Genomic DNA, 25,313 nt, shown 5'->3' with positions numbered 1-25,313 from the left:
CACCTCCGACGCATGATGCGATGACTTTGAGTCACCTATTTGTGTGGTCCAGGGCCGACTGCCCCGGATGCGGGGTACCAATCGACGGACGGCGACCCGATAGGGATTCGGACGGTTCCGGAAATTCCGGAACCGGGTTTCCCGCCGCGATCGCGGGCACACACCCTCTATGGCGCCGAAGGACAGTGGCACTCCATCATTGATCGTTCTTGCCAACTTCGCCTCCGCACTCGCTGTCGACCTGCGGGAACACGCCGTGGTCGCCCGGTGGGCCGAGCAGGCCCCGCGGAAGATCTGGCTGACCCGGCCCGGTGACGTACTGCTGACCCCGGTCCCGCTGTCCGAGCCGTTCGCGCGGTACGCGTGCGCCCTGACCGGCGTCCCGAGGGACTCCGTACGGATCGTCACCGTCCGTGACCGACCCGGTGTCGCGATGGCCGAATCCGTGGCCGACACGCCCGGCCTGACCGACGAGCTGCGCGCGCTCGCGGCGGCCCGCCCCGGCACCCGGCTGCTGCCCATCGCCCTGGACGCCTCGACGTTCGCGCTCGCCGCCGCGCTGGGAGTCCCGGTGTCCCCCTGCGGTCGCGGCGGGCCGGCGGTCGGCGCCGAAGCGCTGGCGGTCACGGAGCTGTGCAACACCAAGGCCGGTTTCCGCGCCGTGGCCGAGCGGACCGGGATGCGCGTGCCGTACGGACGCACCTGCTCGGGCCCCGACCTGCGCGAGACCGTACGCGCGGTGCTCCGCGCGGCCGTTTCTGGGCGCGGTGTCGTGAAACCCGACCGGTCGGCGGGCGGGCACGGGCTGCGGTTCGTCGGCGCCGAGGATCCGCTGGTCGCGGCGGACGGCTCGGGTGTGGACGGACGTGGTGTCGCCGGGCCGGACGGTCTGGGCTCGGACGGCTTGGGCGTGGACGGACGTGGTGTCGACGGTTTCGGGCCGGACGGTTTCGGGCCGGACGCTTTCGCGTCAGAAGGATTCGGGTCGGACAGCCGCTGGACTGTGGAGGAGTACGTCCCCCACACCGTCTCGATCAGCGCCCAGTTCGTGGCCGCGGCGGGTGGACCGCGACCGCTCTTCGACGGTGCCATGCGCACCGAGGACGGCTCCTTCACCGGCTACCGGGCTCCGCTGCGCGGCATCGTGCACCCGACGGTGTGCGACGAACTGCGCGACTGGGGCATGGCCCTCGGCCGCCACCTGATCGCGCACGGCTACCGCGGTCCCTACGACATCGACGCCCTCGTGGCCACCGACGGCACCCTGTACGCCACCGAGTCCAACGTCCGCCGCACCGCGACGACCACCCCGTACGACCTGGTCGTCCGCCTCGCCCGCGGCACCCCCGTCACCTGGACGACGGGCACGGTCCGCGCGTCCGTTCCGTACTCCTTCTCCGCCGCACTCGACCGCCTCCGTGACCGCGCGCTGGACTACGACCCCGAGCGCGGCGACGGGGTCGTCCTCTACGCCGACGCCCCTGCGGACGGCGTGAGTTGGCGGTACGCGATCCTGGCGCGCTCCGCGCGGAGGCTGGACGAGTTGGCGGCGTCCCTGCCGTCCGCGCTCCAGGACTGAACCCCGGAGCGCGTCCGCGCGGGGCCGAACTCCGTTTCGGGCGACCGCGGATGGGCCGGATCGGTCCGCCTGAGCGCGAGCGGCGGGCACCCGCGCTCATCATCGGCCGCTCATGGCGATGATTTCCTCGCGGCGCATTCCGGCGTGACGTGCAATAGCGGGAACGTTTTTCCGGCCCCGCGATTCTGCGATATTCGACCATGCCGGTTGATAAATCAATCCTTCACTCGTATGCGTGCATCGCTTCCGCATCTCTTTCTTTAGTGTGCCTGGCACGGAGTCGGCCGTCCTCAGAACCCGCCTTTCGGGCTTCGCTGCCGTTCCTGTCAGGAGTCACGCCTCTATGACGTCACAGATCCTGCCCGCGCCGAAAGGTCGCACCATTCCCACGTGGGTCGCGGCGGTGGTCGCGCCGCTGATCGCCGCGTCTCTCGTCGCCGCGGTGTCGACCCAGGCGGATGCCACCGCCACGGCCGTCCCGCTGGGAACGGCGGACAGTTTCGCCGTACTGGCCGGTCAGACGGTCACCAACACGGGTCCTTCGGTGATCACCGGAGACCTCGGGGTGAGCCCCGGCACCGCCATCACCGGTTTCCCGCCCGGCCTGGTCAACGGGGCCCAGCACTCGGCGGACGCGGTCGCCCTCCAGGCGAAGTCCGACCTGGTCACAGCGTTCAACGACGCCGCAGGACAGGCCACGGACTCGGCGTTGCCCCCGGACGCCGGGGGTTTGTCCCTGGTCCCCGGCGTCTACACCTCCTCGTCCACGCTCGGTCTCACCGGGACGCTGACCCTCGACGCGCAGGGCGATCCCAACGCCGTGTGGGTGTTCCAGGTGGGCTCCGGCCTGACCACCGCGTCCGCGAGCCGCGTTCTCCTGGTCAACGGCGCCTCGCCGTGCAACGTCTTCTGGGAGATCGGCAGTTCGGCCACGATCGGCACCAACTCCACCTTCGTGGGCAACATCCTCGCCCTGACCTCGATCAACGTGACCACGGGCGCGAGCATCGACGGCCGCGCCCTGGCCCGTAACGGCTCGGTGACGCTGGACACCAACCGCATCACGCGGCCGGCGTGCGGCACGGGCACGACGACCGGTGGCACCACCACGGGCGGTACGACGACCGGTGGCACGACCACCGGCGGCACGACCACGGGCGGTACGACGGCGGGAACCACCACGGGCGGGACGACCACGGGTGGGACGACGGCCGGGACGACCACGGGTGGGACGACGACCGGTGGCACCACGACCGGTGGGACGACCACGGGTGGTACGACGACCGGTGGCACGACCACTGGCGGGACCACGGGCGGCACCACGACCGGCGGCACCACGACGGGTGGTACGACGACCGGCGGGGCCACCACCGGCGGTTCGACCGGCGGCACGGGTCACTACCCGGGCAAGCACTGCAAGCCGAAGAAGCCGGTGAAGCACTGCCCGCCCAAGAAGCCCGTGAAGCACTGCCCGCCGAAGAAGAAGCCGGGCAAGCCCGGCGGTTGGTCCGACAACCAGGGCTACGGCGCACAACCCGCTTCCCAGGCGGGTCACCAGCGCTGACGCGCCCGGAGCACGACCCCGCTCGGTGAGCGACCAAGCGGTGCGCGGCGGAATTGACACCGAATCCGCCGCGCGCCGCGGCACCGGGCCGCACAAAAGGCAGCAGCGGAAAGTAGAGGGCAGGCGCAGATGCGGGCAGCAGGGACAGCGGTGCGGGTCGATTCCGACACGCACGTACGGGAATTTCCGGACGAATCACCGGAGTTCTCCGGACAACACCGACTGCCCGTCCCGCTGAGAGCGGGCATGGGGATCGCAATCGCGCTGATCGTGGCCACGGCGTTGACCCATGTGGCCATGGTGTTCCTGCACGTGGCACCGGCCAATCCGATCTCGCAGCGGTTCGGCCGCCAGATCAACGCCTGGATCTACCCGGTCTTCGAGCAGAATTGGCAGTTGTTCGCGCCGGATCCCGAGTCGGTGGACCGGACGGTCTACGCCCGTGTCGCGAGCACCGGCCCCGACGGGACCATGCACGTCACCGCGTGGGTCGACCTGACCGCAGCCGACACGGCGGCGGTCGAGCACGACCCGTTCCCCAGCCACACCCACCAGAACATGCTGCGCCGGGCCTGGTCCTCCTACGTCGACACGCACGGGAGCGACGACGAGCCCCACTCGGACCGCGCGGTCATGACCCAGCGGTACCTGCGCAACATCGCGGTGCAGCGCGTGGGGGCCCGCCGACCCGTCGGCGACGGTCCCGTCCAGTCCGTCCAACTCCGAGTGGTCACCGTGCCCGTCGCCGTCGAGCACGCGCGTCCGGTCGCCACCGCGGCCACGGCCGCCGACACCCGTTTGCTGCCCTGGTGGAAGGTGCCCTCGAATGACCACTGACCAGGTGACGTCCACTGACGACGCGGTGCGGCCGGCGCCCGACGTGCCGCGGCCCACCCCGAACGGGACCGGCCGGGCGTACGCGCTGCTCATGGAGCGACCGGTGTCCCTGTACGCGGCGGCCGTGCTGCGGATCGGATACGGACTGCTCTACCTCGTCTTCCTGCTGCGGGAGTTCTCGCAACGCGACGAGATCTGGGGACCCGGCTCGCCGTGGACTCCCGACCTCGCCCGGCAGCTCTTCGCCCAGAGCGGCTGGGCCAGCGTCCTCACGCTGTCCGACAACAAGGTCTACTTCGAGGTCTGTTACGCCTTCGCCGTGATCATCTGCGCGCTCTTCGCGCTGGGTTGGCGGACGCGGGCGGTCTCCGTGCTCTTCGCCGTCGTCGTCGCCTCATTCCACGCCAGGGCGCTCTTCATGACGGACGGCGGCGACAACCTCACCCTGCTGATGTCCGTCTACCTGATGTTCACCGCCTGCGGACGACGCTGGTCCCTGGACGCACGCCGCACTCGGCTTCGCCCCGCCCGCCCGGACGCGCACGCTTTCGTGCAACTCCGTTACGTCCGGCGCACGTTGACCACGGTGCTGCACAACTGCGGCATGTTCGTCATCGCGGCCCAGGTCTGCTTCCTCTACGGATCCGCCGGCCTCTACAAGGTCCAGGGCGCCTCCTGGGGCAACGGCACCGCCCTGCACGACGTACTCAATCTCCCCCTCTTCCAGCCCTGGCCCGCGCTGTCCCATCTCGCCGACAGCTTTCCGACGGTGCTCGTCATCGCCGGTTACGTGACCGTCCTCGTCCAAGTCGCCTTCCCCTTCGTCCTGTTCGGCCGCCTCAAGTACCCCGTCCTCGTCGTCCTGATCGGCATGCACACCGGCATCGCCCTCTTCCTGGGTCTGCCGCTCTTCTCCGCGGCGATGATCATCGCCGACACCGCCTTCCTCCCCGACCGCCTCTACCTCTCCCTCTCCACCCAGCTCCGCCGATTCCGCCGCCCCACCCCCGCGTCACCGGACCCCACCGACGCGCCCCCCATCCCCGCCCAACCCGCGCTCTAGGCTGTGTCGCCAGCGGAAGCCGGTGAGCCGGGCGCCCCCTGACCTCTCGACGTCGAGCACGCCGCCTCCCGCCGACCGCGTGGTGTCCATCTCGCCGCGTAAACTGTCGGCTCCGACGGTTTCCCGTTCGACCCGAAGGACTCAGCCGTGGCCGACCGGCCCGAGATTGTCTGCATCTGCGGCTCCACCCGGTTCGTGGCCGAGATGCGCGCGGCGAACCGTGACCTGACCTTCGCCGGTGCCATCGTCGTCGCGCCGGGCGAAGCGGACGCACCGATCACCACCGAGCAGAAGACCGCACTGGACGCCCTCCACCTGCGCAAGATCGACCTGGCCGACCGCGTTCTGATCGTCAACCCCGGCGGCTACGTCGGCGAGTCCACGACCCGGGAGATCGCCTACGCCCAAGCCACCGGCAAACCGATCTCGTTCACCGATCCCGTCTGACCATTAGTACTCCGGCCCCGTAGCTCGTGAGCATGCGGAACCTGCGGCGCAGTGCGTGCCCGTGTGCGAGGATCTCGGCTATGGCGGCGACCGAAACGGATCTCGTTCTCAACCGGTTCGTCTCCGAGATACAGCTGGCGGTGCCGATGGTGGCCGTCTGGGCACACGGTTCCCTCGCGCTTGGCGACTTCCAGCCGGGACGCAGCGATCTTGATCTCATCGCGATCGTCGAACGCCCTCTGGACGGCGAGCACAGGGACCGGCTGGCGAGCATTCACCAGCGCCTGCTGGACGAAGATCCAGCCGCGGCCAAGTTGCACTGCTCGTACATGGTCACAACATCGCTCTCCGAGGTCGAGACGCACCATGTCACCTGGGCACACAGCATGATCCTGGGACGCCCAGTAACACCGGTCACCCGCCGAGAACTGCTCGACGGCGGGCTCACCCTCCATGGTCCGTCACCGACGGAACTGCTCCCGCCGCTCACGTGCGGGCAGTTGGAGGACTTCATCCGGCGCGACCTGGGACAGTTCTGGCTTCCGGCCACAGGCAAGCCCCTACTTTGGCTCCGGGACATCTGGGTGGATCTGGGCCTGCTGGTCCTGGCCCGAGCCACCGTCACGCTACGCGACGGACGGCTGATCACAAAGGGTGAGGCCCTCGCGGAACTGCTGGAACTGGGTGCGCCGGCAGATGTGGTTCGAGACATCCATGAGCGCCGGTACGCAGATCCCAAGCCGATCAGCCCTTTGCGGCGAATCCGCCGAGCGATGCGGGCCCGCGCCTTCGTGCGGCGTGGTATCAAGCGCACTCTGGCCATGGGCGGAAGCCCCGAGTAGGCGTCGCCCAGCGTGGATACGTCAAGACGGTCCGCCGGATGCACCTTCGGCTGATCGGATGAGTAGCAGGCCAGGTGGCCACCGGGACGTTCAAGGTCGTGAGCGTCTACGACGGCACCACCGATCTGTCCCGCTGCGACGACGTCACCGACAACGACGAAAGCGTGTCCTCAGCGGTCAACAACCGTGTGCTGTGCCTGAGTTATCAGAGCCCCGGCGGCACCGCCTTCCACGCGCGGCAGGGCGACTGCGTCTACGGCGCCAACTCCGGCGGCTCCTGGAGCACCCAGACCGGCCGGACCGGCAACTTCAAAATCCTGGCCACCTACCGAGGCACCACCGACGACGCGAAGTGCGACTCCTGGCCGCACTACAATGAATGGAAACGCTTCGGCGTCGCGGGCGACTCAGGACTCGACGTACTGCTCTGCCTGTCCATGAACTACCCCGACGACGCCGGATACGCGACGCAGGCGGGTGCGCGGGGCGGACGGCTACTGGGGCTGGGTCGCGATCTGGATGAGGTTGCCGCAGGTGTCGTCGAAGACGGCGGTGGTCACGGGGCCCATTTCCAGGGGCTCCTGAGTGAAACGGACGCCGAGCCCGGACAGGCGCTCGTACTCCGCCTTCACGTCGCTGACGGCGAACTGGGCGAGGGGGATGCCGTCCTCGAAGAGCGCGTCGCGGTAGGGCGTGACGGCCGGGTGGCCGGCGGGCTCCAGGAGGAGCTCGGTCCCGCCGGGCTCGTCGGGTGAGACGACGGTCAGCCACCGGTCCTTCTCGCCCACCGGCACGTCGTACTTCTTCACGAAGCCGAGGACGTCCGTGTAGAAGGCCAGGGCCTTGGCCTGGTCGTCGACGAACACACTGGTCAGATGGATCCTCATGAGGTGCTCTCCCTTGGTCCGGGCGTGCCGCGGACAGGCCAGCGCTCGGTGATCTGCCGCAGCGGGTCGGTGTTCAGGTCGTGGAACTTGTAGCGCCCCTCCCGCCGGGTCTCGACGAGCCCGGCCGCCTCCAGCACGGCGAGGTGCTGCGAGACCCCCTGACGCGAGAGCCCGAGCCGATGCTTCATCGCCAGCCGCGAGCAGATCTCGAACAGTGTCTGTCCTGACTTCTCCGCGAGCTCGTCGAGGATCGTCCGGCGGGTGGGGTCGGCCAAGGCTTTGAACAGGTCATCGGCCACGCCCCCATGATAGGCAACCCCCCACTTGCCTATCAAGCCGAGGCACACGCCGGAACCGTCGATGACCAGGCGGTGCTCACGGACCCGACGGCGGCGTGAACCTCGCCGACGGACCCGGCCGAGGGTTTGAACCTCGCCAAGACGTCCGCTCGGAGCTGTTCCGGCAATCGAAGGTAGCCCGCCGGGCGGTCCGGCTGCGGAGCGAGCGTCTGCGCGCTGACCCCGAGGTATCGGGTCAGAAGTCGCAGGAGCAAGTCGCGCGAATCGCCGGGAGGTGTCCTTGGGAGGGATCGTTTCCGCGTGATCACCTGAGCCGAGTGAACACTCGTAGCAAGATCGCTCTCGCCGGTGCCGTCGTGCTCGCCCTCAGTGGGCCTCTCGTCGCCGGTACGCCCTCTGCTTTCGCTTCCGCCTCCGCTTCGGCCGCGGGGCCCGCACCGCTGGTACGCGCGGCGGACCGGGTGCCGGGCGAGTACATCGTCACCCTCGACAAGAGAATCGACCCCGCCGGAACGGCGGCGAAGCTGGGTCTCAAGCCGGCCTTCTTCTACAACACGGTCCTCAACGGCTTCGCTGTCCGCCTCACTCCCCAGCAGTTGACGCTCGTCCGCGGCAGCCTCGGGGTGGAGGCGGTGGAGGAGGACGGGAAGGTCGCTGTTCCCGACCCGGCGACCGCGTCCACCCCGGCGGTACGCCTGGGCCCGGCGGCCTCGTCCTGGGGCCTGGACCGGATCGACCAGCGCGATCTGCCGCTCGACGGGAAGTTCATCACCACCGGCAACGGCGCCGGAGTGACCGCCTACATCCTCGACACCGGCATCGACTACGGCCACTCCGAGTTCGGCGGGCGCGCCACGTTCGGCTTCGACGCGGTCGCGGACGGCAGGGACGGAGCCGACTGCAACGGCCACGGCACGCACGTCGCAGGAACGGTCGGTGGCAACACCTACGGCGTCGCCACCAAGGCGAGCCTGGTCAGTGTCCGAGTCCTGGACTGCCGGGGCAACGGCGACGACTCCGCGGTGATCGCGGGCCTGGACTGGGTCGCCAAGCACGCCGTGCAGCCCGCCGTCCTCAACGCCTCCATCGGCGGCGAGAAGTCCCCGGCGCTCAACACCGCCACAACCGCCCTCTCCGACGCGGGCGTCCTGCCGGTCCTCGCGGCGGGCAACGACGCGAAGGACGCCTGCGAGCAATCCCCGGCCTCCGCGCAGCGGGTGGTCACGGTCGCGGCGAGCAACAGGTCCGACGAACAGAGCACGTTCTCCAACTGGGGCCCATGCGTCAATCTCTACGCCCCCGGAGAAGGCATCCTCTCAGCCAAACTCGGCGGCGGCTCCGCCTCCCGGAACGGCACCTCGATGGCCGCACCGCACGCCACCGGAGTCGCCGTCCTCTACAAGCAGGAACACCCCGCGGCCAACCCCGCCGAGACCGCCGAATTCCTGGAGACCACGGCCACCCGGAACGTCCTGACCAAGCTCAACCCGACGTCCCCCAACGCACTTCTGTTCACCGACGGACTCTAGCCCGGACCAGCCGTCGGCATCGTGACAGGCGGATCGCGCCACCCGGCCGTCAACCGTGCCCCCGCCCATGTGGTGGCCGACCGGGATACGACGGCCGGTGGACTGGCGGCATCCGCCACCGGCGCCCGGCGCCCCCCCACGGCTGCGGCAGCCCCGCCACCGTCCGGCTCGACGCACCGACACCGGGCGACGCCAAACGACCCGCTCGGCTTGTCCGTCATCTACCAGGACCTGCCAGGTCTGCCGATGACTTGGGAACTCGGGCCGGGCGGGCGCGAGGTGTGCGCGGATTTTTCTGTTCCGCCGGCGGAGAACAGCGGCCCGACCGGGCTCGACGGCCATTACGGTCCAGTCGTATGACGACGGTTACCACGCGTACGGTCGAGTACCCGGCTGACGGTTTGACGATGGTCGGGCACCTCGCGCTTCCGGCCGGTACCGACCGCCGGCCCGCGGTGCTGCTCGGGCCTGAGGGCATGGGGCTCAGTGACGTCGAGCGCCGCCGGGCGGATGCTCTCGCCGAGCTGGGATACGTAGCGCTGGCCTTCGACCTGCACGGTGGGCGCTATCTGGGGGACCCCGAGGAGATGCTGGCCCGTTGCCTGCCGCTGCTCGCCGACCCGGACCGGATGCGGGGGATCGGCCACGCGGCGCTGGACGTGCTGCGCGCCGAACCGCGCACCGACCCCGACCGGATCGCCGCCATCGGCTACGGCACCGGCGGCGCCATCGGGCTGGAACTCGGGCGCGACGGCGCCCACCTGCGCGCGATCGGCACCGTCAACGCGACGACCACCGGCCGGCCGGGCGAGGCAGCGCGCATCCGCTGCCCGGTGTGGGCGGGCGTCGGGTCGGAAGACCCCATCATGCCTCCCGCGCAACGCAACGCGTTCACCGCCGAGATGCAGGCCGCGGGCGTCGACTGGCGCCTCGTGGTCTACGGCGGCGCCCTCCACGCCTTCCACCACCCGCCGGTCGACCACCCCATGGTTCCCGGCGTCGGCCACCACCCACTGCACGCACAACGCGCCTGGCGCGACGTCATCGACCTGCTCACCGAGTGCCTGCCCGTAACGGAGTGATCCGGCCGGCAACCGCCCTTCCGGGCCGCGAACCAGGCCGGTAGATCGCCACCGGCTCCGGGTGCTCCGGTTTTTAGGGCATCACCGCAGCTCGGATTCGCTACGAAGACACCGACAGATCCGTCCGGCGTTGGACGGAGGCAGCACGTCACCACCGCACGGCCGACGATCACCCCACTCCGTTCTCGCACCCACGACCTGGCCTTCTGCTCAAGCGCATGCCGGGCACGCAGGGGGAGGTTCCATCAAGCCGTGACGTACCCTTCCGCCATGACAGATGGTCAAACGGACTTTGAGCGGCTGGCATCGGGCAAGTACGTCCGGGTCACTACCTTCCGTCGGGACGGCATAGAGGTTCCGACCCCGGTGTGGGTGATCCGGGACGGTGACGCCCTCGGTATCTGGACGGTCGCCGACTCCGGGAAGGTCAAGAGGATCCGCAACCGCGCCGACGTCCTGGTGTCCGCCTGCGACATTCGCGGCAACCCCTCGGGCGAGCCCGTCCCAGGACGGGCGGAGATCCTCACCGGCGAGCAGACCCAGCACTACCGCCGTCTCCTGGCCCGCAAGTACGGGTTGACCGGAAGACTCACCCTCCTGGGCAGCCGCCTGCGCCGCGGCCTGGACGGCACCGTCGGCATCCGGATCACCCTCGCCTGACCGTGCGGCAGCGTCCCCGCCCGCCAACGCGATCCCGACGTCGCCGAGGCGGTCGGCGGAGGAGCTGGGGCCGGGTGGTGTCGCGATCCGGCGTGGGGATCGGTGGGGGCGCATGGATACTGAGGACCCGAAATCTGCTTCAGCCGGTGGCTCGGTCTTCGTCCTGCCGACCGCAGCGACCAGGTGACCGCACGTCCGCACAGTGAGGCCCGGCTCCGCAACCGGCGGGTGCGCGTAGGTATGCATCGTCTCGTTGAACTCCCTGTGCCGGAAGAGCGCCTGCACGGCCTTGGGGTTCAGGCCAGAATCAAGGAGCCATGTGGTGGAGAAGTGCTTCAGGCTGTAGAACCGGGTTCTCTTCGGCAGCCCGGCTAGCTTTACCGCTGGGCCGTTTCGTTTGGATCAGCTGGCGGGCCGGAGGAAGATCCTCGCGATGTGCAGTCCAGCCAGGTAGATGGTCCCTGTCCTGTCGTCACGGGCGGCCATGCCTCGTCACTGCTTCAAGCGGTTGATGCAGCCTTCAACGGTGTGGCGCTGTTTGTATGCCTCGCGGTCAAGGGTTGGTGGCCTTCCGCGTCGCAGGTGGTGGTCTCGTTGATCGGCCGGAACGGGGGATAACCGCCCGCATGCCACGCTCGCGCAGGTGCTCGCGGATCGCGCGGGAGGAGTACGCCTTATGGGCCAGGCCACGTCCGGATGCGGACGGTGATCCGACCGGGTTCACCGCGGCCTCCGGCGGCGGGTGGAAGCCCGAACGGGGCGCGGAGGACCTGACGCTGACCGGCTCCCCGCTCACCGGCACCTTCACCTTGAAGGCGGCGAAGGCCAGCACGTTCGCGAAGGTCGACCCCTCGGCTACGACGTGGCGGGTCACCTCGATGTTCCTGCCGACCACCAACTCCACCACCCAGGTCGTCTCGGAGAAGATCCCGGTCGGCAATACGTTCCTGGCCCGCCCCAAGTACGCCATCGCACCCACGTCCGCCGTCACGCAGGCCACCTGCTCCACCACGTCCGCGACCAAGGGCTGCCGCGTACTGGAATACATCTACGCCAACGCCACCACGCAGGTGGGCTGGGTGCCTTCTTGCTTGACCAAGCCGGGGTGGACGCCGAGCTAGAAGCCGCCGGGCAACGGCTTGCCGTCCTTGCAGGCCAGGACGTCCAGCGGTGAGGGGCCGTCGGCGGCGTAGACGACGCAGCCGGACAGAACCGCGACCGGGTACTGGCCGGTGGACGCGGCGTACTTGATGATTCGAGCCGCGCGGTGTTCTGCCCAGCCCGGTAGCGGTAGTTGGGGAGATCCTGAGCGGGGTTGCGTGGCGGAGTGAGGCATGTGAACCGGCTGCCGCGTGGCCTTTGGCGAGCGGCAGCCGGTCTACGTCGGGAGCCTGTTGCGCGATCGGCGTTTCAGGTGGTCATGGCTGGGCGGGCGGGTCGCCGCGCAGGACGAGGGAGTGGTAGCCGCCCGCTGCGATGGCCTGGACTTTGGTGGCGGCGTCGGTGGGGAGTGCGGTGAGGGCCGTGGTGTTGGCTTTCCATTCAATGGCCTGGCCGTTGTCGCGCAGGGCGACGATGCGGTCGTATCCGGCTGCCACCGCGACGACCCGGGTCTGGGCGGTAGTCGGCACCCACTGGTTGGTCATCGCGGTGCCCCAGGCGTAGACGCGACCGCCTACGACTGCGACGGAGAAGTCCTTGCCGGCGGCGATGGCCGTGGCCGTGCCGTTCTTGACCGGGGTGACGACGTCCGTCTGCTTCTTGCGGTTGTCGCCCCACGCGATGACTTTGCCGTCGTCGGTGAGGGCGAGGGCGTGGTAGGCGCCGGCGGCGATCGCGGTGATGCCGGTGTGGGTTCCTTCGGGGGTCTGGGTCTGGCCGTAGCGGTTGTCGCCCCAGGCCAGGACTTGGCCGTGCTTCAGGGCGAGCGAGAAGAACTGGCCTGCCGCGACGGCGTCGACGCCGGTCTGCGCGGCGGCGGGGACGGCTGTGGAGTCGTAGCGGTCGCTGCCCCAGGCGATGACCTGGCCGTTTTTGACGGCGAGGGAATGGAGGTAGCCGCCGGAGACGGCGGTGACGTCGGAGTGGAGCGCGGCCGGGACGTCTGTCTGGTGGTAGAGGTTGCTGCCCCAGGCGGTGACGGCGCCGTCCTTGACGGCCAGCGAGTGGAAGGCACCGGCGGCGATGGCGCTCGCCCCCCGCAGCGCGGCGCCGGGGATGGCGGTCTGGCCGTAGGTGTTGTCGCCCCAGGCGAGTGTCGCCCAGTCGGTTGCGGCGCGCTGGGCGGGAGCCGGCGTCACGACGGCGGGGGCGGTCCCCGGGGTGGCGGAGGCCGGCTGGGTGAGCGCCGGCAGGGGGCTGACGGCGGCCAGGGTGATCAGTACGGCCGCGGGTCTCCAGTGGCGTCGGCCTGCTTCACGGCGGGTCGGCATGGGGCGGTTTCCCTTTCCCTGAGAACTCGGGGAGGTGGTGGTCACGTCAGCCACGGTCGGCTCCGGCTGCCGGCGCGCCCGCGTCGACGGGGGTTTCGGCAGAGGGACGGTTGGAGCGGCAGCGTGCCTGCTCACCGGAGGTGAGGGGACCGGTGCGCTGGTAGACGCGGTCGGCGAGCTGGGTGGAGGGGTGGTCGACGACCGTGTAGAGGCGCCAGTCGAGGTTCGGGTCGGCGGGTGTGGGATTGGAGGTGTACCAGCCTTCGGTGCGCTGGCGTCCGCTCTGGGTTTCGATCCAGGAGACCTCGCCGGGGCTGATGACCTCACGGACCGTCCGGTCGGCCGCCGGGGCCCATGCGGGGGTAGTGCCGGTGCCGGTGGTGAACTGGCCGTTCATGTTCGAGCGTGCAGCCGACCCGGGGGCCGGGGGCAGTCCGGCGGCGGCGGGCAGGTCGCTGATGGTGCGTGAGGAGATCCGCAGCGGCCGTTCTCGGGTGATGGTCGCGCGGGTGCAGTTGATGTATCCCTCCTCGGCCTGCCTGGCGGGCTCGTAGTACGCGAATGAGTAGTCGGACTCGGCCGTGAACGTGCAGCGGCTGGCGGCGGTGTTGCACTCGGTGACGGCCTCGGTGACGTTCCGCTTGTCGTTGCCCCTGAACGCCAGCGACGGCGGCAGTTCGTTGTTGCGGATGGTCTTGTCCAGTGGGGGCGGAACCTGGACCGCCGTGATGTTGGTGATCATCGGTCCGCACTGTCCGCCGTTGGTGCCGGTGCCGGCCGCGCCGCCGTTGGGTTTGACCGGGACCGTGGAGGCGAAGGTGAGCAGCGGCTCGTAGGCGTTGGCGGTGAAGGTGTAAGTGCGCCCGGTGCGCCAGACACCTGCGCCGAAGACATTCCATTCCTTGTCCGGGTCGGGCTCGGTCAGCTCTTTCTGAACGGCGCCGCCCTCACCTTGGACGGTGTAGGTCTGCCCCTGTTCCACCGTGCGGGGGGCACACTGCATCGCGATGCCGGGGCTGTCGTCGAAGGTGACCGTGACCCGTGCGCCCGGCCGCACACCGCGCAGACGCTGCTTGAACTCGTAGGACGAGCCGTTCTGGGGCAGCATCGCCGCGGCCTTCCCCCCGGGGTGGCCCGTGACGGTGCCCGCGTAGCGAAACACTCCGCTGGCGGTTCCGGCACCGTTGTTCGCGGACGTCGAACCCACCGACCATCCCGTGGGCGTGAGGGTGTTGCCGTTTCCGGTGATCGCCGGAAGCGCCAGGTCGCCGTTGATCACAGCGACCGGCTCGGGCGTGTCCGCCGAGGACGCCTCCGGAAAGGCGACGGCCACCAGGCCGAGACACATGGCCCCGACAGCGGCACGGCGAAGCACGGGGCGGGCTGTGGTCACGAGGGTCCTCTCCGGGGCCGGACCGTGCGGCGGCTTCGTGCGGGCGCTCACGAGGCGACGCCCGCGAGGTGAACGCGGTGCTTGAGCCAGGCGCCCGCGGGCAGCCTTTCGACGGTCAGGCCGGCGTCGGACCCGGCGCGCGCACCGGCACGGCGGGCCGGAACGCTGCGGGTGGGCGGGGGCGTGGTGGTCTCGTCGATGGCGTCCCTGCCGCCGGGCCGCAGCCGCTGGCAGGTGTTGCCGGGCACGGTGTAGGTGTCCGCGACGAAGGTGCTGCGGTTGACGGTGGAAGGACCGTCCACGAAGACGTTGTGCGCCCCGAGGCCGCTTCCAGTGAGGATGCTGCCGGCCACGCGCTGCATCGCAGCGCTCGCGCCGAACATGAGCGCGTCGCCCGGGGCGACGGTGACCTCGTATGTGGTGGACTCCGTCTGCTGGGTGCTCCAGTTCTTGGAGTACGACAGCTTGAAGGCGCCCTCGAAGGCGGCCCGCAGGCCCGCCGTGCCGGTCAGGGTGCCGCTGCCGTTGGCGGTTCCCTTCGCGGTGGCCTCGGCGCTGGGCCCCTTGGACTGGTCCGGGGTTTTGAAGGTCCCGCCGGCCTCGCCGCCGACGCCGGCGGTCACCGAGCCGGAGGCGTTCAGGCTTCCCTCGATGGTGATCTGCCCGGTGATCTCGCCGCCGAGGTTGTCGGAGCTGGAGACCTGGAGGGAGACCTGACGGCTGACCTTGATCGGCTCCTTGGTGCAGTTGAGGACCGCATTGCCCAGCGATCTGACAGCGGTGACGTACTCCCTGGAGGCGTCGCGGTTGATCTCGAAGCGGCAGGCACCGGCGTGTCCGGCACAGTAGTCGCTGATCTTCTGCGGGGAGTCCAGCGGCTTGTCGCCGTCGAAGGCCTGCGCGACGGGGACGGCGGGGTCGGGGCCGTCGGCCGCTGCGGCGGCCGGGGCGGACAGCGCGATCGCCAGGGCTGCGGCGGCGGCAAGGACTCGACGGTTCGTCGCGGCGGTCATGGGTTCATCAACTCGCAGACGCGGGTGAGGTCGGCGGGGTCACCGGAGGACGACAGCGCGGGGGGCAGATCGGCTCCGAACGCGGAGCACTCGCCGCTGACCGCGCTCTGTGCGTTGTTTGAAGGAGCGGGGTGGACGCCTTCCAGTTCCTGCTGGGTCTTGGCCATGCCCTCCTTCTGCTCGTGGCCGTCCCCGGCGAGGTTGGTCATGCAGTCCTTCGAGGTGGGCGGGCACTTGGTGGCCTCGCCCTTGGCGGCGCCGATGTCCTCCTTGGCCTGCGCCTCGTCCTTCTCCACCTTGTCGCGCTGCCCGTCCACTTCCTCACGGTCCTTCGTGGACGCGGGGCAGGGCTTCTCCGCGCCGTCCGGGCAGGTCGAGTCGGTCGGGGAAGGCGTCGGATCGTCGGCCGCGCGGACGACAGCGACGGTGGGAGCGTCATGCAGAACTGCCCGGGAGGCGGGGAGGGCGGCAGCGGTGATGGCCACCGCGAGAGCGGCGATGCCGCGGGAGACAGGGATACGCGTCATGTTCTGGGCACGACCTTTCCAAACACATGTTCATATACGGTGCATGTCGTCATGAAAATATGAAAATCAGTACAATCTCAAACCCATCCGTGCCGCAGCCGGAAAACGATCACGCGATCGGCTCTGCGACCCGCCTCCTGAGCCCCGGCCACCGCCGGAACGGGGGCTGTAGATGCGGCCAGTGGACGTGGATTCGCGCAGTGGACGTCGTGGCGGACCCTGCGGAAGGGAGGCGTCGCCCTGACCTGGGTCCCCCACGGGAGCGCAGATACTCCGCCAAGCCGTCGGGTCGAACGGTTATACCCGGGTGGAGTTGCTCGCGCCGCGCAAGCGCGTCCTGGGCGAACCACTTGCGTTTGAGCACGTGCCCGCCGTCAGCTGTCGGGACAAAGGAGGCATAGCCGCGCTCGGCTTCGGGCCCGAAGACCTCGGCCAGTGCTGCCGCTGCGTGCGCTGCTCACGCCGGTCCGAGCCAGCACAGCGTCTCGGGGAATGAGCCTGCACCAACCGGGCTCGTCGGTGGGGGCGACGCAGGCGTCCTCGGCGTGGAAGTGGATCTGCGCGTAGACGTGATAGCCGCCGCCCGGGTGTTCGGCCAGGTAGCACAGGGGGGCGATTCCCGGGGTTCGCGGGAAGCGCGTCGGCCGTGAGCCCCGGCGGTGACGGAGGTGCTGCTGGCGGAGCCGCAGGAATGCCGTTATCGAGGCGGAGGGTCTGTCCGGTGACTAGCGCGCGAAGGGCGACTTCGACGCGGCGGCGTCCCAGCGGGCGCAGTTGGTCGAGGGCGCCGGGGAGGGGGAGGACGAGCGGGGTGGAGCGGGCGTCGAGCGGGCGTAGCGTGGCCGCCTGGTCCGGGGTGATGGGGGTGGTGGCGGGCGAGCGTCTCGGTCAGGGCGCGTATGTGCATGGTGACCAGCGGGTGCCATCGCACCAGGTCGTCCAGGCGGAGCCGATGTCGGCGAGTTCGACGAGATTGCCCTCGGCCCGCTGCGGGTTGATGGTGATCACCGCGATGCCGTAGCAGCACGTCGCGTCAACTGAAGTTCTCCGCCGCCGCACCAGGCGCGTCCCGCGTGGCGTCAGCAATTGTAAACGTCCCGGCGCATTTAACACCTCCGTCACCGGCTTCTCTACACGTCCCCTGCGGAGAGTTGGTTAATGGGCGTGTTGCGGCCGTCCTCGAACTCATCGAATGAACTGGAGGGTGCATATGAATGCTGATTCTGACTGTCCGTGCGGTGCGCACTCGGCACTGCGGGACTCTGTGCCGGGCGCGGGCCAGCGGGTGTTTGACCTTGACGAGATCCGGGCGGACTTTCCCATCCTTTCGCGCCGGGTCGGAGGCGGTGTTCCGCTGGTGTATCTGGACAGCGCGGCCACCGCACAGAAGCCGGAGATGGTCCTGGCGGCCGAGGCCGACTTCTACCGTCTTCACAACGCCAATGTGCACCGAAGTTCCCACCAGGTGGCGCGTGAGGCGACGGATCTGCTGGAGCGGGGGCGGGCCAGGATCGCCGGCTTCATCGGTGCCCGGCCGCAGGACATGGTCTTGGTGAAGAATGCCTCCGAGGGGCTCAATCTCGTCGCATACGCGTTGGCGAACGCCTCCCGTGCGGAGCGTGAGTTGCGGTCCCTGGCGCTGGGGCCGGGGGACCGCGTGGTCATCACCGAGATGGAACACCACTCGAACCTGATGCCCTGGCAGCAGTTGTGCCGCCAGACCGGTGCGGAGCTGGCGTGGCTGACGATCACTCAAGAAGGGCGACTGGATCTGGACAACCTCGACGAGGTGGTCAACGAGCGCACCAAGGTTGTGGCCTTCACTCACCAGTCGAACGTGTACGGCACGGTGAACCCCTTGTCGGTGCTGGTGAAACGCGCCAAGGAGGTGGGGGCGCTGACGGTCCTGGACGCGTGTCAGTCGGTGCCGCATTTCCCCGTCGACGTCACCGAACTCGGGGTGGACTTCCTGGCGTTCTCCGGGCACAAGATGTGCGGCCCCACCGGGATCGGGGTGTTGTGGGGGAGGGGGGAACTCCTGCGGGCGCTTCCACCGTTCCTGACGGGCGGGGAGATGAATGACACCGTCGCCATGGGGCACTCCACCTACGCCGACCCGCCGCAGCGATTCGAGGCCGGCACTCCCATGATCGCCCAAGCCATAGGACTCGCCGCCGCCTGCGCCTACCTCGACACGCTGGGCCGCGACCGGATCGCCGAGCACTGCGCCCGACTGACCGCCCGCGCGCTCGAAGGGCTGGCGAACATCCCGGGTGCCCGGATCGTCGGCCCCGCTGACAGCCGTGATCGCGGGCCAGCGATCTCTTTTGCGCTCAAGGGACGCTTTCCCGACGAGATCGGAGAACACCTGGACGAGCGCGGGATCGGCATTCGCGTCGGTCACCTGTGTGCCCGTCCGGCGTGTGTGCGCTTCGGACTGCCCGCCACCACTCGCGCTTCCTTCTACGCCTACAACACCGAGGACGAGATCGACGTGTTCCTCGAGGCGGTCGCTGAACTCGCCGAACACACCGGGCATCAGGCGGGCGGTCCACCCACGCGGGAGAAGGCGGAGGCGCGTGCGGTCGCCTCTCCCGAGCCCACGGCGGATTCGGCCCCGTCTGAGCTGGTGACGGCCTTTTCCGACCGGGTGTTCACCGACGCGGCGACCGCGGTGGGAGGACTGGCTGTCTCACTCGGCGACCGCCTGGGTCTGTACCGGGCGATGGCCGGCGCGGGACCGCTGACACCGGCCCAACTGGCCGAACGGACCGGTACTCAGGAGATCTACGTACGCGAGTGGCTGCACACCCAGTACGGCGCCGGATACGTGGTATCACCCGGCACCGAAGCGGACGGTCAGCGCACCTACGAGCTCCCCGACGCCCATGCCCAGGTCCTCGCCCACCCCGACGCCCCAACAGCGGGCGTCGGCATCTTCACCGCACTGCAAACCCTCTACCGGGTCGAAGACCGGCTCGCCCAGTGCTTCCGCACCGGCGAGGGCGTGGACTGGAGTGAGTACCCGCCACAGATGTTCCGAGCCGTGGCGCGGTTCTTCCGGCCGGCCTACAACGCGAACATCGTCACTCGGTGGCTGCCCGCCCTCCAGGGAGTGCGCGAGCGCCTCGACAGCGGCGCCCAGGTCGCCGACATCGGCTGCGGGGTCGGCTACTCCACCATGCTGATGGCAGCGGCCTTCCCCCGATCTGCGTTCGACGGATACGACTACCACGCCGAGTCCATCGACCGGGCTGCGATCATCGCCGAAGAGCGCGACCTCGACGACCGCGTTCACTTCCACACCGTCGCCGCCGCCGACCTTGACGCCGACCGCCCGGCTTACGACCTGGTGACCTTCTTCAACTGCCTCCACGATATGGGTGACCCTCTCGCGGCCCTGAAAGGTGCACGCCGCATCCTCAAGCCGGCAGGCACGGTCATGCTCGTCGAACCCAACGGAGAGGCGGATCCGACGATGAACACGCACCCCGTCAGCAAACTCTTCATGGCACTGTCCGTAGGGTTGTGCTTGCCCGCAGCGGTCGCCCAGCACGGCCCCCAGGCCCTGGGCAACCACGCGGGCGAACACGCGCTGCGTTCGCTGGCCCGAGAAGCCGGCTTCGCCCACTGGCGCCGTGCCGCCGAAACACCGCGCAGTGCCGTCTACGAAATCCGCGCCTGAACCCGGCGGGTAGGGACGATGCCCACCTGTACCCCCAGGGGGGCACTCCGCGAGGCGGTATCCGTTCGGTCGCCCCGTCTCTCGGCTCGGTACCACCGCGCCGCCCTGGCATCGGGCGTCGGTATCTGCCGGTAGCGCCCCCGTCGGGAGGGGCGGCCTGTCCAAGCCCTCCGCGGAACGACGCCGGGCCTGGGCCGGCGCGCCCACTGCGAAGGCCGGGGGAGGTCTGGATGGAGGGGCTCCGCCTTCTGTGCCTCCAACATATGCCGTGGCCAGTCACGGGCGATTTGCCTATATGTCAACCTCCGCAAGGCCCCTCCCGTCCAGGGGCTCAGTCTCCGCATACGGGCGCGGTACTACAGGTGCGCTCCGATCTCGTCCATGCGTCCGTCTGCCGACCGGAGGCCGGTAGTTTCAGTCGGGGAGGTCCTGGCCGACCGGAGGACGTGCTGGATGTCGTACTTCCGTGTCCGGTACTGCCGTTGGACGACGCTGAGCGGACCCAGCCCGGAAAGGGCGGTGAGGATCTGCCGGGTGAGGTGGGCGGAGTCGGGGCCACGTTCGACGAGCCCCACGGTCGGTGCCCGCGCCAGATCGTCGGGATGCAGGTCGCCGAGACCGTCGATGTGCCGGTACCGCTTGGGAGGCACGATGGCCCCGGCAGCCGGGAAGGGGCCGTGCCCGACGGTGATGAGCAGGTCGCTCGCGTCCGTGACCGAGGCGGACGCGGCACGGAAGTCCGATTCCGCGTAGCACCACTGGTCGGGATGCTGCCCGCGCAGCCTGGGGAAGCGGGTCCGCAAGACGCCGAGGATCTCTGCGGCCGGCTCGACCGGGGTGCACGGAGAGAGGACGAACGACAGCCGGTCGGGGTCCGCCGGCCGGAAGTGACGGGCGTGCTCCACGGTGGCGATGACGGTGACGGCGGTCCCACGTTCCCCTGCGGCACCGGGCACCTGGGGCACTCCGGGCCGCCCGAGCACCACCACCGTCTCGCCCCGGGCGAGGAAGTCGGCCGTCAGCATCTGGCTTGCGAGGCGGTGCGGGCATTGCCGGGACGCCCGCCCGCTCGGCAGGCTGCGGAGCGGGCGGGCGTCCTGAGCGGATCCAGCAGAAGCGGCCGGCCCGCGGAACAGCCCGGCGCACCGCTCGTCGGCGGAAACCAGAAGCACGCGCCGGGTCCTCATCGCCTGCGTCCACCGGTGCACCGCGTCCTCGGCCTCCTGCCAGTGCCCGGCAGACGCGACGGCGATGCCCACTGCCGTACCGTCGGGTTCGAGGTACGTAGTCCCGAAGACGGCTTCCGTGCCCCGCCGCCTCGGACCGTGAGCGTCGAGGGCTCCGAACGGCTCTTCCCGCACCTCGGCTCCCGCGCGTCCAAGCCACTCCGTCACCACGCCGGACGCCGGACACCGCACCTCGCCCCTGGTGGGATGGAGGAAAGTCGTGGCGATACGGAAGTCCGCAGTGGAGCGGTCTGCTGTGACATTGAAGCGCTCGGTCTTACGTGTCCTGTTCATGCCCAGCCCTGCCTTACACGATCTGTCCTATGTCCGAGTCATAGGACTGGCTCAAATCAGCAGAGCACAGACAGGTCTGCGCATAAAGGAAAAGGCCCGCTTTCGAATATATTTCCGGAGATTCCCAGCCACCTTTGACGGGCTCCGGTCAGCAGCGCACGGGGCCGTACTCCGCCGTGACCTGGGCTAGTTCGGAGGGGGACGTTTGCCCCGGCTTGCGCGGGCGGCGGTCAGAACGGCCGTGGTGGACGCCGGGCGCCCGCGTAGCCCGGCGGCGCAGGCGCTGACGCGGGCAATTCGACCGATTTCTGCCTCCGGCGCTGTCCTGCGGCCGGGTCGGCAGAGGGCTGGCCGGGCGGCGGCCCCGGCATGCGCGGCTTGAGAGCCGGCGCAGCCCAGTGCCGCACTGATAGTTCACCGACCCGACCCTTGTCGAGCCGTTCTCGACCGGTGCCTTCCTCAGCGCATGCCGGACGTCCCGCCGTCCCGGTCCGGGATCAGCGCGCTGTTCCGGCGCAGTAAGGCCGCGACTGCCGGAAGCGTACGGTAGGGGCGCAAGCGGGCGGCCAACTCGTTGCGGGCCCGGTCTATGCGCCGGGAGGTGAGGCCGGGGATGAGATCCAGGAAGCCGTGCCAGGTCTGGCATGCCGCTTCCACGTGGCCCTGGGCGAGTTGGCGCTCGGCCAGGCGCGCGAGCAGGATGGCCTGCGACCGGGCCTCGCCAGGTCGGCGTAGGCGTACGGACCGTTCCAGCGCGAGGAGCGTGTCCTTCTTCTGCCCCAGGTAATGCATCACCACAGCTTCCTGATGGGCGAAGGCGGCGGTGTCGAACGCTCCGACGTCGTGGGGCGCGTTCGATGTCCGGCCGAGGTTGCTTTCGGCCCGGCCCAGCAGGCGCAATGCCTCCTTCTTGTTGCCGGACGCCGCCTCGGCCACGCCCAACTGTCCGATGAGGCTGGCCCGGACGTGGCGCGGGGCCTGCCGGGCGCCTCGCGCTACTGCGGCCTCGGCCAGGACGCGAGCGTTGGCGAAGTATCCGAGGGCGCGGGACTGGACGCTCAGCGCACGCAGGGCCAGCGCTGCGCCTGTTTGGTCGTCGGCGCCCTCGCACAGGCTGAGGCTCAGCCGGTAGAGGGACTGAGCGGTGCCCTGGCGCTCGTCGTCGAAGTTCATGAAACCGCACAGGTAGGTCAACCGGGCAGCGGTCGTGAGCAGTTCACGGCGGACACCGGGCGAGGCCGGGGCCGACAGCCAGGGCGCGACGGTGTGGGCCAGGAACCCCTGGAGCGCGGGCCTGGCGTGTCCGCCCCCGAAGGTGCGGTCCGCAACGGAGAACAAAGTGACCATCGAGCCGGCCCAGCGCAGTTCGGCGGCGGACGGGGCCAAACCCTCAACAGCCGCACCGTCCGGCCAGGCCATCGGGATCTCCTCGGTGCCGGGCAGGCTCGCTGCCCGATAAATGCGCGTGGCCCCGGCCGCGGTGGACGGCTTGTCGAGACTCGTCAGCAGGACACTCCTCCAGTGGACGCTGTTCTCCTGCTCAGCGGTCGACGCCGGGGCCTGTTTCTTTGCAAATCCTGCGTCGAGCGGCGTAACCCTGCGGCCCAGGCGGAGCGTCAGAACCTCCGCGACCAGGTCGGAGACGGGCGGACGGGGCGTGGTGCCCGCCAACCACTGGGATACCGACGCCCGCTGGTAAGACAGCGCCAGCCCGGATGATCGGCCGGCCCGGTTGACGGCTTGGGCGAGTTGCTCACCCGTCCACCCGGCCTCGGCCAGCAGCGCCCGTAACTGCGAATTCGGCACGTTCAGTTTTGCCATGACGGCTCCTCGGCGAACGGCGGGAACGCCCTGCGACCGCGGGTGGAGGGAACCCGTCGCTATGGCGCTCGCTCTGGGAGCGTGCTCTCGCCCGAAGCAGGCTGTCAAACTCCTGGCGTCGTTGTCGGCCGAGGAGATCAGCAGCGTTCCCGGCTGGCCTCGCCGGTCGTCAGCTCCTCCCCGTGAGCTGCTTGGCGGTGAGCAGCCCCGCGTGCGGGGCGTCCAGATAGGGGCGCCAGAACGTGTCGGGGCCAGCCGCGGCCGCGTCCGACAGCCGGTGCCTGTGCCACTGGGAGGGACCGAATCCGGTCTCGGCGAGAGCCTTTTCCAGGGTTGGTGCGCTCCCGTAGTGCGCGGTGACATGGGTGTCGTAGGAGCCGAAGAGGATGTGCAGGTCGACCTCGCCGCCGTCCTCGCGCCCGTGGAGGGGGTTCAGCCGGAAGCCGTAGCGGGAGTAGTAGTCGGGGTCGGCGGGAAGGTCTGGATGGATCGGGAGCGTCACTAACTCCCCTCCCGTGCGCAGCGCTCCGGCCGCGGTCCGGAACAGGTCCACCAGTTCCGGATAACTGCTCGCGTACGGCAGCACGTAGACGGCCAGCACCAGGTCGAACGTGCCGTGCAGTTCGGCGGGCAGCGGACCGGCGACGTAGCGGATACCGAGCCGCTCGGCCTCCTCGCGGCGCCGGGCGTAGCCGATCATCCCTGCCGACTCGTCCAGCCCGGTCACCGCGAACGCGCCGCGTCCGGCCAGCATGCGGCTGTACACCCCGCTGCCGCAGCCGAGGTCCAGGACCTTCCGCTCGGCGTTCACCGTGCCGACTGCCCCCAGGACTGTGGGGAACTCCAGGTGCTGGCGGAAGGGTAGGGCCGAGAAGTCCTCGTAGAGCTGGGCCAGGGCATCGAACTGACTTGACATCATGTCGTCACGTCTTTTCCTTGCTGGAGGACGGAGGAGGTGGCCGGGGTTCCGTGCCGCAGCGCGGAGCCCCCGGGGAGGGCGGCCCGCGGCTGACCCGGCCCTGTGCGCCGGGGTCAGCCGGCCGGGAGGTGGCCCATGTCGGTCCAGTGCGCGGCAATGTAGGCCGTGCACTCCTGGCGGCGCGCGGAGCGGACCACCGCGGACCAGCCGTCCGGGATCTCGGCGAAGGCCGGCCACAGGGAGTACCGGCCCTGTTCGTTGAGCAGCACGTGGAACGTGCCGTCCTGGTCGTCGAAGGGGCTGTCGGTCATCGCTGTCTCCTGATCAGTCGTCCTTAGGTGCGACGGGGGCGAGGAATCCGCTGCGGGTGAGCTCCCGGACGTATTTCGGGAGCAGTTCGTCGGTGGTGGGGCACGCCTGGCCGGTCAGCGCCCTGACGGTGTCCCAGGTCCGCGTGCAGGACAGCGCTGGCATCCGGTCCTCAAGGTAGAGTTCGAGGACGCTGGTGCCGGACTGCTCCAGGCGTTCGGTGAACAGCGGCAGGAACGGCGCTATCTGGGACTCGGCGTCCCGCGCGGCGTGCGCGGCCAGACGGTCCACCCATATCTTCCACGGGACGGTGTCGACGCTGTGGCCGGCTTGGTTGAGGTGCTCGACGAGGTCGTCCAGCAGGGCGTAGCGCGGGCTGTTGAGGTGGTAAGCAGAGCCGTTGGCCGGACGGTCCAGCGAGAGCCGGACGATGGCGCGGGCAACAGTGTCCACCGGGGTGAAGTCCATCGGCAGCCGGATGTCGGGGGCGGCTCCGACATCGGTGAAAGACTTAATGAGGCTGCACAGGAAGCCGTCGGTCTTCCACGCCCCCGTTCGGGAGTGGCCGGTGACGTCGTGCGGCCGGTAGATGGCGAAGGGCAACCCGAGGGCTCCGGCCTTTCGGATCAGCTCCTCGGCCACCCACTTGGTCTCGGGGTACCCCATGAAGAGGTGCTCGGGGTGGACAGGGATGCTGCCCTCGTGGACGCCCCGGACACCGGACAGGTCGGCGGCCGAGAAGACCGCCTGGGTGGAGACGTAGTGGACGGACTTCGTCCGGCCGACGGCGGCGAACCGGACGACCTCCCTCGTGCCGCCGACGTTCACCGGGGAGAGGGCGGAGTAAGGGTAGAGGAAGTTCACTTGTGCGCCGTTGTGGTAGACGAGGTCCGTCTCCTCGGCGA

Annotated in this window: 23 protein-coding genes and 1 pseudogene; 11 read left to right on the top strand and 13 right to left on the bottom strand. The window is 69.6% G+C overall.

What is annotated here, in order from left to right; translation table 11 throughout:
- Positions 1-199 precede the first annotated feature (199 nt).
- The 6 genes from ACFY9V_RS19285 to ACFY9V_RS19260 all read left to right on the top strand — a co-directional run bounded on the left by ACFY9V_RS19285 (position 200) and on the right by ACFY9V_RS19260 (position 6,332).
- Complete coding sequence (locus tag ACFY9V_RS19285) at positions 200-1,579, top strand: peptide ligase PGM1-related protein (RefSeq protein ID WP_391162050.1); 1,380 nt, start codon at positions 200-202, stop codon at positions 1,577-1,579.
- A 343-nt stretch (positions 1,580-1,922) separates the two neighbouring features.
- Positions 1,923-3,143 (top strand): ice-binding family protein, encoded by a 1,221-nt coding sequence (locus ACFY9V_RS19280; protein WP_391162048.1) that lies wholly within the window; start codon positions 1,923-1,925, stop codon positions 3,141-3,143.
- A 246-nt stretch (positions 3,144-3,389) separates the two neighbouring features.
- A complete protein-coding gene (locus ACFY9V_RS19275; RefSeq protein ID WP_391162047.1) occupies positions 3,390-3,980 on the top strand; it encodes a DUF5819 family protein in 591 nt (196 codons plus the stop codon).
- Positions 3,981-4,071: 91 nt separating this feature from the next.
- On the top strand, positions 4,072-5,043 hold the full coding sequence (locus tag ACFY9V_RS19270) for an HTTM domain-containing protein (RefSeq protein ID WP_391162224.1): 972 nt from the start codon (positions 4,072-4,074) through the stop codon (positions 5,041-5,043).
- Positions 5,044-5,190: 147 nt separating this feature from the next.
- Positions 5,191-5,490 (top strand): hypothetical protein, encoded by a 300-nt coding sequence (locus ACFY9V_RS19265; RefSeq protein WP_355345544.1) that lies wholly within the window; start codon positions 5,191-5,193, stop codon positions 5,488-5,490.
- Positions 5,491-5,570: 80 nt separating this feature from the next.
- Positions 5,571-6,332 carry a nucleotidyltransferase domain-containing protein gene (locus tag ACFY9V_RS19260; protein ID WP_391162045.1) on the top strand — a complete coding sequence of 254 codons (762 nt, stop codon included), beginning with the start codon at positions 5,571-5,573 and terminating at the stop codon, positions 6,330-6,332.
- 494 nt (positions 6,333-6,826) lie between these two features.
- Here the strand turns inward: ACFY9V_RS19260 and ACFY9V_RS19255 are convergent, their stop codons facing one another.
- Together ACFY9V_RS19255 and ACFY9V_RS19250 are read right to left on the bottom strand one after the other, a co-directional pair.
- Positions 6,827-7,219, bottom strand: a complete 393-nt coding sequence (locus ACFY9V_RS19255) for a VOC family protein (protein ID WP_355345517.1) — start codon at positions 7,217-7,219, stop codon at positions 6,827-6,829.
- The gene (locus ACFY9V_RS19250) at positions 7,216-7,518 is read right to left on the bottom strand and encodes a metalloregulator ArsR/SmtB family transcription factor (RefSeq protein ID WP_391162044.1); all 303 of its coding nucleotides are present in this window, start codon (positions 7,516-7,518) and stop codon (positions 7,216-7,218) included. Before ACFY9V_RS19250 ends, ACFY9V_RS19255 begins: the two co-directional genes overlap by 4 nt.
- A 317-nt stretch (positions 7,519-7,835) precedes the next feature.
- Here ACFY9V_RS19250 and ACFY9V_RS19245 point away from each other — a divergent pair, with 317 nt between their 5' ends.
- The 4 genes from ACFY9V_RS19245 (at position 7,836) to ACFY9V_RS19230 (ending at position 11,910) form a co-directional block, all read left to right on the top strand.
- Complete coding sequence (locus tag ACFY9V_RS19245; RefSeq protein ID WP_391162042.1) at positions 7,836-9,047, top strand: S8 family serine peptidase; 1,212 nt, start codon at positions 7,836-7,838, stop codon at positions 9,045-9,047.
- Positions 9,048-9,403: 356 nt separating this feature from the next.
- Positions 9,404-10,129, top strand: a complete 726-nt coding sequence (locus ACFY9V_RS19240) for a dienelactone hydrolase family protein (RefSeq protein WP_391162041.1) — start codon at positions 9,404-9,406, stop codon at positions 10,127-10,129.
- Positions 10,130-10,399: 270 nt separating this feature from the next.
- Positions 10,400-10,789 carry a PPOX class F420-dependent oxidoreductase gene (locus ACFY9V_RS19235; RefSeq protein ID WP_391162040.1) on the top strand — a complete coding sequence of 130 codons (390 nt, stop codon included), beginning with the start codon at positions 10,400-10,402 and terminating at the stop codon, positions 10,787-10,789.
- Positions 10,790-11,415: 626 nt separating this feature from the next.
- Positions 11,416-11,910: a hypothetical protein gene (locus tag ACFY9V_RS19230; RefSeq protein WP_391162038.1), complete on the top strand. Its 495-nt coding sequence runs from the start codon at positions 11,416-11,418 to the stop codon at positions 11,908-11,910.
- Here the strand turns inward: ACFY9V_RS19230 and ACFY9V_RS19225 are convergent.
- The 5 genes from ACFY9V_RS19225 to ACFY9V_RS19205 form a co-directional block, all read right to left on the bottom strand.
- On the bottom strand, positions 11,907-12,125 hold the full coding sequence (locus tag ACFY9V_RS19225; RefSeq protein ID WP_391162238.1) for a hypothetical protein: 219 nt from the start codon (positions 12,123-12,125) through the stop codon (positions 11,907-11,909). The two genes, ACFY9V_RS19230 and ACFY9V_RS19225, sit on opposite strands and share 4 nt — an antisense overlap.
- An 82-nt stretch (positions 12,126-12,207) precedes the next feature.
- On the bottom strand, positions 12,208-13,221 hold the full coding sequence (locus tag ACFY9V_RS19220; protein ID WP_391162036.1) for an RCC1 domain-containing protein: 1,014 nt from the start codon (positions 13,219-13,221) through the stop codon (positions 12,208-12,210).
- A gap of 46 nt (positions 13,222-13,267) precedes the next feature.
- Positions 13,268-14,569, bottom strand: a complete 1,302-nt coding sequence (locus ACFY9V_RS19215) for a hypothetical protein (protein ID WP_391162035.1) — start codon at positions 14,567-14,569, stop codon at positions 13,268-13,270.
- A 92-nt stretch (positions 14,570-14,661) separates the two neighbouring features.
- Entirely contained in the window at positions 14,662-15,627 is a 966-nt protein-coding gene (locus ACFY9V_RS19210; protein ID WP_391162034.1) for a hypothetical protein, read from the bottom strand.
- A complete protein-coding gene (locus ACFY9V_RS19205) occupies positions 15,624-16,154 on the bottom strand; it encodes a hypothetical protein (RefSeq protein ID WP_391162033.1) in 531 nt (176 codons plus the stop codon). The genes ACFY9V_RS19210 and ACFY9V_RS19205 overlap by 4 nt, the downstream gene beginning before the upstream one ends.
- 1,192 nt (positions 16,155-17,346) lie before the next feature.
- Here ACFY9V_RS19205 and ACFY9V_RS19200 point away from each other — a divergent pair.
- Complete coding sequence (locus ACFY9V_RS19200; protein WP_391162032.1) at positions 17,347-19,839, top strand: SufS family cysteine desulfurase; 2,493 nt, start codon at positions 17,347-17,349, stop codon at positions 19,837-19,839.
- Between the two features lie 356 nt (positions 19,840-20,195).
- Here the strand turns inward: ACFY9V_RS19200 and ACFY9V_RS19195 are convergent, their stop codons facing one another.
- The 6 genes and pseudogenes from ACFY9V_RS19195 to ACFY9V_RS19170 form a co-directional block, all read right to left on the bottom strand.
- Positions 20,196-21,026, bottom strand: a complete 831-nt coding sequence (locus ACFY9V_RS19195; RefSeq protein WP_391162223.1) for a hypothetical protein — start codon at positions 21,024-21,026, stop codon at positions 20,196-20,198.
- 792 nt (positions 21,027-21,818) lie between these two features.
- Positions 21,819-23,180 carry a hypothetical protein gene (locus ACFY9V_RS19190; protein WP_391162030.1) on the bottom strand — a complete coding sequence of 454 codons (1,362 nt, stop codon included), beginning with the start codon at positions 23,178-23,180 and terminating at the stop codon, positions 21,819-21,821.
- Positions 23,181-23,349: 169 nt separating this feature from the next.
- A complete protein-coding gene (locus ACFY9V_RS19185) occupies positions 23,350-24,099 on the bottom strand; it encodes a methyltransferase domain-containing protein (protein ID WP_391162028.1) in 750 nt (249 codons plus the stop codon).
- Positions 24,100-24,212: 113 nt separating this feature from the next.
- Entirely contained in the window at positions 24,213-24,410 is a 198-nt protein-coding gene (locus ACFY9V_RS19180) for an MbtH family protein (protein ID WP_355345479.1), read from the bottom strand.
- Between the two features lie 13 nt (positions 24,411-24,423).
- Positions 24,424-24,861, bottom strand: a complete 438-nt coding sequence (locus ACFY9V_RS19175) for a hypothetical protein (protein WP_391162237.1) — start codon at positions 24,859-24,861, stop codon at positions 24,424-24,426.
- A 27-nt stretch (positions 24,862-24,888) separates the two neighbouring features.
- Positions 24,889-25,272, bottom strand: a pseudogene (locus tag ACFY9V_RS19170) (SDR family oxidoreductase); the annotation flags it as partial.
- Positions 25,273-25,313: the final 41 nt, after the last annotated feature.

Source organism: Streptomyces sp. NPDC008317 (genome assembly GCF_042955955.1).
Classification (GTDB): domain Bacteria; phylum Actinomycetota; class Actinomycetes; order Streptomycetales; family Streptomycetaceae; genus Actinacidiphila.
The sequence above is the reverse complement of the archived record's forward strand: the minus strand, read 5'-3'. Positions and strand labels throughout refer to the sequence as shown.

Bases quoted from the DNA above. Each gene is read 5' to 3' on its own strand.
- ACFY9V_RS19280 (WP_391162048.1), top strand. From the start codon at position 1,923: ATGACGTCACAGATCCTGCCCGCGCCGAAAGGTCGCACCATTCCCACG.
- ACFY9V_RS19275 (WP_391162047.1), top strand. From the start codon at position 3,390: ATGGGGATCGCAATCGCGCTGATCGTGGCCACGGCGTTGACCCATGTG.
- ACFY9V_RS19270 (WP_391162224.1), top strand. From the start codon at position 4,072: ATGGAGCGACCGGTGTCCCTGTACGCGGCGGCCGTGCTGCGGATCGGA.
- ACFY9V_RS19260 (WP_391162045.1), top strand. From the start codon at position 5,571: ATGGCGGCGACCGAAACGGATCTCGTTCTCAACCGGTTCGTCTCCGAG.
- ACFY9V_RS19255 (WP_355345517.1), bottom strand. From the start codon at position 7,219: ATGAGGATCCATCTGACCAGTGTGTTCGTCGACGACCAGGCCAAGGCC.
- ACFY9V_RS19240 (WP_391162041.1), top strand. From the start codon at position 9,404: ATGACGACGGTTACCACGCGTACGGTCGAGTACCCGGCTGACGGTTTG.
- ACFY9V_RS19235 (WP_391162040.1), top strand. From the start codon at position 10,400: ATGACAGATGGTCAAACGGACTTTGAGCGGCTGGCATCGGGCAAGTAC.
- ACFY9V_RS19230 (WP_391162038.1), top strand. From the start codon at position 11,416: ATGCCACGCTCGCGCAGGTGCTCGCGGATCGCGCGGGAGGAGTACGCC.
- ACFY9V_RS19225 (WP_391162238.1), bottom strand. From the start codon at position 12,125: ATGCCTCACTCCGCCACGCAACCCCGCTCAGGATCTCCCCAACTACCG.
- ACFY9V_RS19220 (WP_391162036.1), bottom strand. From the start codon at position 13,221: ATGCCGACCCGCCGTGAAGCAGGCCGACGCCACTGGAGACCCGCGGCC.
- ACFY9V_RS19215 (WP_391162035.1), bottom strand. From the start codon at position 14,569: ATGTGTCTCGGCCTGGTGGCCGTCGCCTTTCCGGAGGCGTCCTCGGCG.
- ACFY9V_RS19210 (WP_391162034.1), bottom strand. From the start codon at position 15,627: ATGACCGCCGCGACGAACCGTCGAGTCCTTGCCGCCGCCGCAGCCCTG.
- ACFY9V_RS19205 (WP_391162033.1), bottom strand. From the start codon at position 16,154: ATGACGCGTATCCCTGTCTCCCGCGGCATCGCCGCTCTCGCGGTGGCC.
- ACFY9V_RS19200 (WP_391162032.1), top strand. From the start codon at position 17,347: ATGAACTGGAGGGTGCATATGAATGCTGATTCTGACTGTCCGTGCGGT.
- ACFY9V_RS19195 (WP_391162223.1), bottom strand. From the start codon at position 21,026: ATGAGGACCCGGCGCGTGCTTCTGGTTTCCGCCGACGAGCGGTGCGCC.
- ACFY9V_RS19190 (WP_391162030.1), bottom strand. From the start codon at position 23,180: ATGGCAAAACTGAACGTGCCGAATTCGCAGTTACGGGCGCTGCTGGCC.
- ACFY9V_RS19185 (WP_391162028.1), bottom strand. From the start codon at position 24,099: ATGATGTCAAGTCAGTTCGATGCCCTGGCCCAGCTCTACGAGGACTTC.
- ACFY9V_RS19180 (WP_355345479.1), bottom strand. From the start codon at position 24,410: ATGACCGACAGCCCCTTCGACGACCAGGACGGCACGTTCCACGTGCTG.